Source organism: Thermodesulfitimonas sp. (assembly GCF_052743955.1).
This window is the reverse complement of sequence record NZ_JBRAIN010000001.1, coordinates 39,081-49,081: the sequence shown is the minus strand read 5'-3', so window position 1 is coordinate 49,081 and position 10,001 is coordinate 39,081. Positions and strand designations below refer to the sequence as shown.

General features: G+C 56.8%; 12 protein-coding genes and 3 tRNA genes. 14 read left to right on the top strand and 1 reads right to left on the bottom strand.

What is annotated here, in order from left to right; genetic code table 11:
• The first annotated feature begins 138 nt into the window (after positions 1 to 138).
• From ACUVTA_RS00330 to ACUVTA_RS00315, 4 genes are all read left to right on the top strand, one after another.
• Entirely contained in the window at positions 139 to 2,556 is a 2,418-nt protein-coding gene (locus tag ACUVTA_RS00330) for a tetratricopeptide repeat protein (protein ID WP_445950987.1), read from the top strand.
• A gap of 55 nt (positions 2,557 to 2,611) precedes the next feature.
• Positions 2,612 to 2,691: transfer RNA gene (locus ACUVTA_RS00325), tRNA-Asp, on the top strand.
• Between the two features lie 11 nt (positions 2,692 to 2,702).
• Positions 2,703 to 2,778, top strand: a tRNA-Phe gene (locus ACUVTA_RS00320).
• 114 nt (positions 2,779 to 2,892) lie between these two features.
• Positions 2,893 to 2,967: transfer RNA gene (locus ACUVTA_RS00315), tRNA-Gly, on the top strand.
• A 157-nt stretch (positions 2,968 to 3,124) separates the two neighbouring features.
• On the opposite strand, the gene ACUVTA_RS00310 is transcribed toward ACUVTA_RS00315, so the two are convergent.
• Positions 3,125 to 3,937: a YkgJ family cysteine cluster protein gene (locus tag ACUVTA_RS00310; RefSeq protein WP_445950986.1), complete on the bottom strand. Its 813-nt coding sequence runs from the start codon at positions 3,935 to 3,937 to the stop codon at positions 3,125 to 3,127.
• Between the two features lie 222 nt (positions 3,938 to 4,159).
• Here ACUVTA_RS00310 and rpmG point away from each other — a divergent pair, with 222 nt between their 5' ends.
• The 10 genes from rpmG (at position 4,160) to prfA (ending at position 10,000) form a co-directional block, all read left to right on the top strand.
• Positions 4,160 to 4,309: a 50S ribosomal protein L33 gene (gene rpmG, locus ACUVTA_RS00305; protein WP_123931691.1), complete on the top strand. Its 150-nt coding sequence runs from the start codon at positions 4,160 to 4,162 to the stop codon at positions 4,307 to 4,309.
• A 20-nt stretch (positions 4,310 to 4,329) separates the two neighbouring features.
• Positions 4,330 to 4,704 carry a preprotein translocase subunit SecE gene (gene secE / locus ACUVTA_RS00300; protein ID WP_445950985.1) on the top strand — a complete coding sequence of 125 codons (375 nt, stop codon included), beginning with the start codon at positions 4,330 to 4,332 and terminating at the stop codon, positions 4,702 to 4,704.
• Between the two features lie 42 nt (positions 4,705 to 4,746).
• Complete coding sequence (nusG, locus tag ACUVTA_RS00295) at positions 4,747 to 5,274, top strand: transcription termination/antitermination protein NusG (protein WP_445950984.1); 528 nt, start codon at positions 4,747 to 4,749, stop codon at positions 5,272 to 5,274.
• 15 nt (positions 5,275 to 5,289) lie between these two features.
• Positions 5,290 to 5,718, top strand: a complete 429-nt coding sequence (gene rplK, locus ACUVTA_RS00290) for a 50S ribosomal protein L11 (protein WP_445950983.1) — start codon at positions 5,290 to 5,292, stop codon at positions 5,716 to 5,718.
• A 64-nt stretch (positions 5,719 to 5,782) separates the two neighbouring features.
• Complete coding sequence (gene rplA / locus ACUVTA_RS00285) at positions 5,783 to 6,478, top strand: 50S ribosomal protein L1 (RefSeq protein WP_445950982.1); 696 nt, start codon at positions 5,783 to 5,785, stop codon at positions 6,476 to 6,478.
• 198 nt (positions 6,479 to 6,676) lie between these two features.
• A complete protein-coding gene (gene rplJ, locus ACUVTA_RS00280; protein WP_445950981.1) occupies positions 6,677 to 7,201 on the top strand; it encodes a 50S ribosomal protein L10 in 525 nt (174 codons plus the stop codon).
• A gap of 57 nt (positions 7,202 to 7,258) precedes the next feature.
• Positions 7,259 to 7,642, top strand: a complete 384-nt coding sequence (rplL, locus tag ACUVTA_RS00275; protein ID WP_445950980.1) for a 50S ribosomal protein L7/L12 — start codon at positions 7,259 to 7,261, stop codon at positions 7,640 to 7,642.
• A gap of 178 nt (positions 7,643 to 7,820) precedes the next feature.
• Positions 7,821 to 8,021: a 50S ribosomal protein L31 gene (gene rpmE / locus ACUVTA_RS00270; protein WP_445950979.1), complete on the top strand. Its 201-nt coding sequence runs from the start codon at positions 7,821 to 7,823 to the stop codon at positions 8,019 to 8,021.
• A 28-nt stretch (positions 8,022 to 8,049) separates the two neighbouring features.
• A complete protein-coding gene (locus ACUVTA_RS00265; RefSeq protein WP_445950978.1) occupies positions 8,050 to 8,958 on the top strand; it encodes a DUF1385 domain-containing protein in 909 nt (302 codons plus the stop codon).
• Entirely contained in the window at positions 8,933 to 10,000 is a 1,068-nt protein-coding gene (gene prfA, locus ACUVTA_RS00260) for a peptide chain release factor 1 (RefSeq protein ID WP_445950977.1), read from the top strand. The genes ACUVTA_RS00265 and prfA overlap by 26 nt, the downstream gene beginning before the upstream one ends.
• Position 10,001 lies beyond the last annotated feature (1 nt).

Genomic DNA, 10,001 nt, shown 5'->3' with positions numbered 1-10,001 from the left:
AAAACTCGGGGAGAATAGGAGATACGGCGTACTTTCAGCAGTGGAATCATAGATTGACAGCAAAAGGATGTCCCATTTAATATAGATGAAGATATTACGGGGTGCCGAGGGGCGCCTTTTTGGTAAGGTGGTAGGAGGATGGGGGTTAGAGCGGAGATCCAGAGACAAAGGGTTCCGGTAACAGAAGCCGCGCCGCTTCCGCTATCGTCAGCGATAGCCTTCTGGGGGATAGCGGGGCTTTTATTTTTTACCCCCTTTTTCCGCGGCCTTTTCTTCCCGCCGGAACAGGAAAGGGCGCTAATTGTAGCGGCATTATCCTTTTGGCTTCTCTACTTTGGCCGGTGGTTGCGGCGGAAAACAAGATTCTTCGAACACCCGCTCGATTTCTGGGTCCTCGGGCTACCGGTAGTTTACGTGCTGAGTGCTTTTGGGGCCGTGAACAAAGGCCTGGCGGTAAACGAGATCGTTAAGGCTGCGCTCTACTTCGTGGTTTTCTGGACGGTTTCCCGGTTGGTGGCCGGGGAGGCGGATATTCGCCGGCTCCTGAAGGTAATCTGGGCCAGCGGCGTTCTGGTTGCTCTGGCGGGCTTGGCTACGGCCACCGAAATCATCTTTATCCGGGACGGTTTCCTGGGTGGCAGGATCTACTCCTCTTTCCAGTACCCCAACGCACTGGCCAGTTACCTGCTCTGTGTCCTCATCCTGGGCGCTTATCTTTGGGCTTGGGCACTGGGGCACGGTGCGGGGTTTAAAAATATCTGGCCATCCTGTCCGGCCTGGGTGGAGCGTCTCCGTCCTTATGCATATCTCTTTGCAGCGGGCAATTTCCTGATCGCCACGGTTTTCTGGGGCGCGAAATCGAATGGTGGTCTCCTCACACTGCTTATCGTTGCGCCGCTGTTGCTTCTTGGCGTGCCGGCAGAAAGGCGTGCGTCGCTTGTCTTACACGCCGTGCAGGTAGGTGTTCCTGGCCTTTTGGTTGCGCTTCCGTTTGTTAACTCGGCCACGGCAAAGAATTATGACCTTGCCTGGCTTTTGGTTTTCGCGGGTCTGGTGGTAGCGGTCGGCGTGCAGGTCTTCTACGACCTGGTGGTACGGCCTAAAGGCGTCAAAAAGATCCGCTTGCCACGCTGGGGCTTGCCAGCCGCGGCTGGCATCGCTGCAGCCGCTGTGGCGGTTGTTTTTCTGGTGCGCCCGGTTTTAGGGCATAAGATCCTATCGCTTATTCATTTCCGGAACGCGGTTGAGCGCTTCTATTTTTACCGGGACGCCTTAGAGATGATAGCGGCACGGCCTTTGCTGGGCTGGGGGGGTGGCGGCTGGCAGGAGGCCTACCGGGCCTACCAGGACTACTTGTATAACTCCACGCAGGTTCACGGCTACTACTTCCAGATTGGGGTCGAGACGGGCATCATCGGTCTCATCGTTATCGGCGGCATCTGGCTTACCTTCCTGCTTTCGGCCCACCGCCTCTACCACGGCGCGCAGGGGAACGAGGAGCGCCGCTTTCTGGTCTGGGTGCTGACGGTGAGCGCTTTAGGTGTGGGGCTGCACGCCGCCATCGACTTTAACCTTTCTCTTTCCGCCCTGGCCCTCGTTCTTTTTGCGATTTTCGGTATGGTTGCGGGGCTCGCGCGGCCGGAGGAAAAAGTTGTGGTGGCCAAGCGCCCGAAAAAAGTACAAGAGCCAGTAAATACGGCACCGCTCATAGCCGTGACCACTGCCGTCGTCCTCTTGGTGGCCGGCAGCTTCAGTCTGGCGTTGGCCGGAGATTGTGCCCTGGAAGCGAACATGAGGCTGGCGAAGAACGATATTGCGGGTGCCCAGAAGAAGTTAGAGCGCGCTCGGGTGTTTAACCCCTTCGACGCTGATTGTGATATGCTGCTGGGACGCATCTATATGAGCCAGGGCGACGCAGCGGCGGCTATCGGAGCGGCGGAGGCCGCGCTTGCCAAGAGCCGGTATAGCGCGGCGAAGCACGCGGAGTTGGGGATGGCCTACATGAATGCGGGCCGGTACGAGGCGGCTGTAGCCGAAGCACGCCAAGCGGTGGCGATGGCCCCCTTCCAGGTTCAGTGGTACGAAAACCTGGCCCGGACGGCTTTAAACGCCGGCTATTTAGAGCTACGCGCCCGGCAGCAGGAAAAAGCCCGTGCCTTTTTCAAGCAGGCAGCGGCGGTGCCTGGGAAGATCAAGCGCCGGATGGCCACGGTAACACCGCAGGAGCGTAAACTCTGGGTCGTCGCGCCGCTGATGGAACCTACCCCAGCGGTGAATATCAGCGCGGGTGGCGCGCTCTATTTCCTCGGGCGCTTTCCGGAGGCTGCGGAAATATTGCAAAACGCGCTCAAAGAGGTGGAACGTGAGGGCGTGGCCGAGCAGGAGAAGGAGATGTACGCGGAAGGCTGTTTGTGGCTGGCGCTGGTAAGTGAAAAACAGGGCCATATGTCCCTGAAGGAAGAGTATCTGAAGAAAGGCAGGGAAGCTGTGCCGGCGGTTGCGGAATGGTACAAGTACACGGTTCAACTGCCGGTTCTCGGCGCGGCTAAAAAGTAAATTGTCCCCTCTTGACTTTGGGCCGTGGTTTTAGTTATACTAAGTTTGGTTTTGCGGAGCCGTGGTGTAGCCAGGTTTTAACACACTGGCCTGTCAAGCCAGAGAGCGCGGGTTCAAATCCCGTCGGCTCCGCCAGGACTCTACTTGCCGCGGTAGCTCAGTAGGTAGAGCAGAGGACTGAAAATCCTCGTGTCGGCGGTTCGATTCCGTCCCGCGGCACCAGTTTAGAGCCAGGAGGCAGGAGGTCAGAGGTCGGGGGAAAGAAACTGGCCTTGCCAGTTTCAATAAAATTTAATAGGTTCTCGCGTCCGACTTCTTGCAGGGGATGTCTGTTGCGCGGAAGTGGCTCAGCGGTAGAGCATCGCCTTGCCAAGGCGAGGGTCGCGGGTTCGAATCCCGTCTTCCGCTCCATCTAAGAAATAAACGGCTTTCCAGGTTTGGCGGGAAGGCCGTTTTTAGTTTAAAAAGCGTTATGGGCGATGGCCCTTGCTAACTACTCTTGCGTTCGGGGCTGGCGGGCATTTTATTTTCGACTGGCCCTTTTTACCGCCAGCCGCAGGACCGGCTACTATGCATCCGGCAGGATAAGCTGCCGGACGCGCGTGGCAAGCGACATTTCCTGGTCGGCGCTATCCTGACCGGCAAATGGCCCAAAGCCAAAGGGGGCCGCCATCTCGGTGAGAATCACCCGTGCGGCTTTAAGGCGCCGGCGGTAGAAAGTTTCGTGGTCCATCATCTCTTCGGCGATGCCGATCTTTTTACGGAGGCGGTCGGGGGTAAAGAGGAGCGGCATCAGGATGCGGGCGGTGTTAGGGGTGAGCCAGACCCGGCAGTTGAGCGTCTCGCTGGCGTAGTGAACAAGCGCGAGATAGAGGTCGGAAAGTTCGTAGTACTTAAAAGCGTCCGCAGCGGCGAGCCATTCTTTAACGGTCCAGACGCGTTCTCCATCATGTCCCAGGCAGGGCCTGTTCTTTTCCACCATGAGAAAAAAACGCTCCGTTACCCGGGGAGCCTCGCCGGCGGCTTCAATTTTCACGGCCCGTCCTACGGGGTAGGTGCGGCAGTTGCGGGGCCGGGCCGGGTAGATGCTGCACTTTCCGTCCGGAAGCATAAAGGCGCAGCAGCCTTTTTCGGCGTGTTTCAGCCAGACGAAGGGCCAGTGGGAGGTGGCGCCGAAGTCATAGCTGCAAAAAAGATCGAGGAACTCGGTGCTGGGAAGTTTTAAATGGCGGGCCATCACCTCGATATCCCACGGGTCAAGGAGAATGGTGATCAGGCGGCAGCAGTTACCCATGCATTTTTCGCTGCATTCAAAGGCGAATCGGTCGTTAAGCTCGATTTCCTGGCGTCCGGCTTTAGAGAAACTGATCGTGTGCTGCATGTCGTTTCCTCCTTTTTTAGTTAGGCCACTTAAAGCCTATCGCGTAGCAGTCTTGGTGTCAATGGCTGCCTGTCCGGAGAGTAAAGGGGCGCAAGCCTAAATATAGACATAATAAAAAGAGTTGACAGCATGTAGCCCATATGCTAAATTACTTAAGGCGTGGTTTGTGTGACCGGGGACGCTTCTTTTTTTTACTTTTTTGCGAGGCAGGTGTTGGCGCGAATGCGGGTTATTATCACCCTTGCGTGTACTCAGTGTAAGCGGCGGAATTACGCGACCACCAAAAACAAGAAAAACGACCCGGGGCGGCTTGAGCTCAAGAAGTACTGCCGGTGGTGCGGGACCCATACCGTTCATAAGGAAACCAAATAGTTTTAAGCGAGGATAAGATTATGGCGCCGACGAAGACCAAAAAAAAGGCGGGAAAGACGCTGCCCCCTACGGAGAAGGTGGTAGTGCCGCTGGAAACAAAGGCGAAGGCAAAGAAGGAGGTTCCGGCGGCGCGGGAATCTGTGGTTAAGCCGTTACGCCGGGAGGGTGCCCAGCGCGAAGTCCCCAAAAAACGCTTCCAGTTAGGGGAGTTTATTGCTAGCGCCCGGCAGTTTTTTGCGGGGGCCTGGCAGGAGCTCAAGAAGGTGCACTGGCCGTCACGGCGTGAGGTAATCATCTATACCGGGGTAGTCCTGGTGGTAGTAACGATTGTGATGCTCATCATCTGGATTGCCGACTCTGTTTACAGCCAGATCCTGCGCTTGATCATTAAGTAACGTATTTGTTTTTAGGAGGTGAGGGAGGGGGACCTCCCTGCCGTGAGCAAGCAGTGGTACGTTATCCATACCTATTCCGGCTACGAAAATAAGGTTAAGGCGAACTTAGAGAAGCGGATCGCCTCGATGAATATGGGCGATAAGATTTTCCGCATTGTCGTACCGGAAGAAGACGAAATCGAAATCAAAGGCGGTAAAAAACAGGTTTTAAAGCGGCGGATATTTCCTGGTTACGTGCTTGTGGAGATGATCTTAACCGATGAGTCTTGGTACGTGGTGCGTAATACGCCGGGAGTAACGGGTTTTGTGGGGAGCGGTAATAAGCCCTTGCCGCTAACGCAGGCGGAGGCGGAGGAGATTCTGAAGCGAATGGAAGGCGAGTCACCGCGGATCCGCCTCGACGTTACGCCCGGCGAGAAGATCAGGGTGACTTCCGGCCCCTTCCAGAACTTTATCGGCGTGGTTGAGGAGGTTAACGCCGAAAAAGCAAAGTTAAAGGTATTAATCTCGATGTTTGGCCGGGAAGTGCCGATAGAACTTGATTATTCCCAAATAGAAAAGACCGTGTGACGGGAGGTGAGACGATTGGCCAAAAAGGTCGCGGCAGTAATCAAGCTCCAGATACCCGCAGGAAAAGCTACGCCGGCACCACCTGTCGGTCCCGCTTTGGGCCAGCATGGTGTTAACATAATGGCCTTTGTGAAGGAGTACAACGAGCGGACGGCAGCGCAGGCCGGTTTGATCATCCCGGTGGAGATCACCGTTTACGAAGACCGTTCTTTTAGCTTTGTTTGCAAGACGCCGCCTGCGGCGGTGCTTCTGAAAAAGGCCGCCGGCATCGAGACAGCATCTGGTGAACCCAACAAGAAAAAGGTCGGGAAGGTGTCCCGGTCCAAGGTCCGGGAAATCGCGGAGCTAAAGATGCCCGATCTGAACGCGGCTTCGCTTGAGGCGGCTATGCGGATGATCGAAGGGACGGCCCGGAGTATGGGTATTGAGATCGTGGAAGGTTAAGACGCTGCTTTAAAGGCAAAAGGTGGGAGGAGTTATCTCCGCAAGACCACAAGGGGGAATAAAGTTGCCAAAACACGGGAAAAAGTACCAGGAAGCGCGCAAACAGATCGACCGGACAGTTCTCTACGAGCCTTTGCAGGCGGTAGAGTTAGTGAAAAAGGTCGCGCCAGCTAAGTTTGACGAGACGGTAGAGGTTGCCGTAAAGTTAGGCGTTGACCCGCGGCACGCCGACCAGCAGGTGCGCGGTGCGGTGGTCCTGCCGCACGGGACGGGTAAGACGCGGCGGGTACTGGTTTTTGCCCGGGGGGAGAAAGCCAAAGAGGCGGAGGCTGCGGGTGCCGACTACGTTGGGGCGGAGGACCTTATCGCCAAGATTCAAGAAGGATGGCTCGATTTCGACGTGGCTATCGCTACTCCCGATGTTATGGGTATGGTCGGTAAAGTCGGGCGGATTCTGGGCCCCCGGGGTTTAATGCCGAACCCGAAGACCGGGACGGTTACTTTCGATATCGCTCGTGCGGTAGGGGAAGTCAAAGCAGGTAAGATTGAGTACCGGGTCGATAAGGCGGGGATCATCCACGCGCCTATCGGCAAGGTTTCTTTTAACGCCGAGAAATTAGTTGAGAATCTGCGGACCTTAATCGAAGCTTTGATCCGGGCTAAGCCGCCAGCGGCCAAGGGTCAGTATATCAAAGGGGTGAGTATTTCCTCGACGATGGGCCCCGGCGTTAAGGTAAATGTTGCTAAGTTAGTTTCGTGAGAAATCACGAAAGTTTAGTTTAAAATACCGCTTAACGGCGGTTGAAAAGCTTTAAAAAAGCCGTAGACAGCCTGGTGCTCAAAAGGCTTAATGGCGGTTCTTACCGCCGCCGGCCGAGGCTTGAGGTCAACCCAGCGGGATCCTCTTTGTCTACGGATCCCGCTTCTTTTTCTGGTGCGAGTGAAAGGAGGTGAGGATGTGCCGGTTCGCGAGGAGAAGAAGGCGGTAGTAGAGGAGCTTACACGAAAATTGAAAGAGGCCCGGGCGGTGTTTGTAACCAACTATAGGGGTATCCCGGTAGCCCGGCTGACAGAGTTGCGGCGCCGGTTGCGGGCTGCAGAATGTTCCTTTAAGGTGAGCAAGAACACTTTAACGCGGATTGCGGCGCACGAAGCCGGCGTGGCGGATCTGGTTCCCATGCTTGAGGGGCAGGTAGCCCTGACCTTCAGTTTTGGTGATCCGGCAAGTGCCGCCAAGGTGCTGAACGATTTTACGCGCGAGTTCAAGATGTTAGAGATAAAAGGAGGCCTCCTTCAAGGGCGGCCGCTTACAAGCGATCAGGTCAAGGCCTTGGCTGATCTGCCGCCATACGAGGTAATGATTGCCCGGGTCGTCGGCGGAATCAAAGCACCGCTCTACGGTCTGGTTGGTGTGCTTAACGGGCCGATCCGGAACCTTGTGTACGTACTCAAGGCGATAGGAGAAAAGAAGGCGGCTTCATAACGCAGCCGCAAACTTTTGTTTTTGGAAATTAAAAATCTTTTAGGAGGGTGCAAAAGAATGTCCAAGATAGCGGAAATCATGGAGGCCATTAAGGGGCTTACGGTGGTTGAACTTGCCGATCTGGTAAAGGCCCTTGAGGAAGAGTTCGGGGTGACGGCTGCAGCGCCGGTGGCTATGGCTGCGGTTCCGGCAGCAGCGCCGGGAGCGGCGGCGCCGGCGGAAGAAGAAAAGACCGAGTTCGACGTTATCCTGGCCGCGGTAGGAGATAAGAAGATCAACGTTATCAAAGTGGTTCGGGAGATAACGGGTCTCGGCCTGAAAGAGGCGAAGGACCTTGTGGATAACGCACCGAAGCCGGTCAAGGAGAAGGTCAGCAAGGAGGAGGCCGAAGCGATCAAGGCTAAATTGGTCGAGGCCGGCGCCACCGTGGAGATCAAGTAAGGCTGCGGCGGTTACGTGGGGGTTATTTAAGGGCGACCTTTATTAAAAGGTTGCCCTTTTTATCGCCTCTGGGTCCTTGAGGCTACCGGACGTTGCGGGCAGGTGGCGCCTGTGTTATAATACCATTTGGTCCCTAAATAGCTGGGGTAATTGTTGTGAAGAGAGGAGCGGATTCTTTATGAAAAAGGGCATTCACCCGAATTACGGGCCGGCGCGGGTGATCTGCGCTTGCGGGGCGACTTTTGAGACTGGTTCGACGAAAAAGGATCTGCGGGTAGAGGTATGCTCCAAGTGCCACCCCTTCTTTACCGGACAGCGCCAAAGTATGGTAGAGCGGCGCGGCCGCGCGGAGCGCTTCCGCAAGAAGTACGGCCTTTAAGCTTACTCCGGGGCGTTTTGACACCAGGGTGATCCTGTTGGGGAAACCGGAGGTTACCTACGGGGGGCAGGCGGTCATTGAAGGGGTGATGATGCGCGGTCCCGAGGCGTGGGCGGTGGCGGTGCGGCGTCCCGACAACTCAATAGTCGTGCGGCGGGAGCCGTTGCGCGCCTTGAGCAGCTCCGGGATCTGGTGTCGGCCGCTTTTCCGCGGGATGGCGGTCCTTTACGAGGCGCTGGTGATCGGGATTCAGGCGCTCAGTTACTCTGTCGAGCAGGCAGTGGGAGAGGAAGAACGTCCGGTTGGCCGCTGGGAGATTGCGGCCACCGTCTTTTTAGGGATCGTACTGGCGATTTTCCTTTTCGCCATCATTCCGGCGGGCCTGGCCTACCTGGCAAGGGGCGCGGTTTCTTCGGGGGCCGGCCAGAACCTTCTCGAAGGGCTGGTGCGGCTGGGCGTTTTCCTGCTTTATATTGTTCTGGTAGGTCTGATTCCCGATATCCGGCGGGTTTTTGCCTATCACGGGGCGGAGCACCGGGTAATCAACGCTTACGAGGCGGGCGCGGCGCTAACCATAGAGGGGGTGCGGGGGTATCCGGTGCTGCATCCCCGCTGCGGGACGAGTTTCATCCTGGTTGTGCTGCTTTTAAGTATCCTGATTTTTTCCTTTTTAGCTCAGGAACCTTTATGGTGGCGCCTGCTATCGCGGGTGCTCTTTCTGCCGCTCATTGCGGGGATCAGTTACGAGTTTATCAAACTGGCGGCCAGGAAGCAAGGGAATACCTTCTGGCAGTTTCTGGTTGCACCGGGCCTGTGGCTCCAGCGCCTGACGACGCGCGAGCCGGACGACGCCCAGGTGGCGGTGGCCCTGGCGGCGCTTGATGCAGTGCTGGTAAAGGAAGGTGATCCGGGTGCTGGAAAAGTTGGACAAGATTGAAGAACGTTACGAGGAATTAAGCAGGAAGATTGCGGACCCGGAGGTAATCGCGGATTACAGCCGGTGGCGGGAATATGTCAAAGCCCACGCCGAGATGGAGGAAATAGTCCATACCTACCGCGAGTACAAGAAGGTGAACTGGGATATAGAAAATGCCGAACTCCTGCTGCGGGAAGAGAACGATCCGGAACTTCGGGATTTGGCCGCCGAGGAGCTTAAGCTGCTGAAGGAACAGAAAGAAGCGTTGACCGAGCGGCTCAAGGTTCTCCTCCTGCCGAAAGACCCGAACGACGAGAAAAACGTGCTTCTGGAAATCCGCGCCGGAACCGGGGGTGAGGAGGCGGCGCTCTTTGCGGCTGACCTTTTGCGGATGTACCTCAAGTTTGCGGAACGGCGCGGCTGGCGCAGCGAGATGATGAGCAGCAGCCCGACCGATCTCGGCGGGTTCAAGGAGGCCATCGTCCTCATTGAGGGACGGGGGGCTTACAGCCAGTTGAAGTTTGAAAGTGGGGTGCACCGGGTCCAACGCGTTCCCGAGACGGAGGCGAGCGGGCGGATCCATACTTCGGCGGCGACAGTGGCCGTTTTACCCGAGGCGGAGGAGGTTGACGTGGCGATCGACCCGAAAGACCTCAGGATCGACGTCTTCTGTTCAACCGGTCCGGGCGGGCAGTCGGTGAACACTACCCAGTCTGCGGTCCGGATCACCCACCTGCCGACGGGGATAGTGGTCACGTGCCAGGACGAAAAGTCCCAGCATAAAAACCGGGATAAGGCGATGAAGGTGTTGCGGGCGCGGCTTTTGGACAAAATGCAGCGGGAGCAGCAGGAAAAGATCGCGGCGGCCCGGCGGTCGCAGGTTGGAACCGGTGACCGCAGCGAGCGAATTAGAACGTATAATTTCCCGCAGAACCGGGTCACTGACCACCGGGTGGGGCTCACGCTTTACCGGCTCGGTGAGGTTTTGGACGGGGATCTGGATGAGCTAATCACTGCGCTGGTTACTCACCACCAGGCCGAGCGCCTCCGCCAGATCAGCTGAG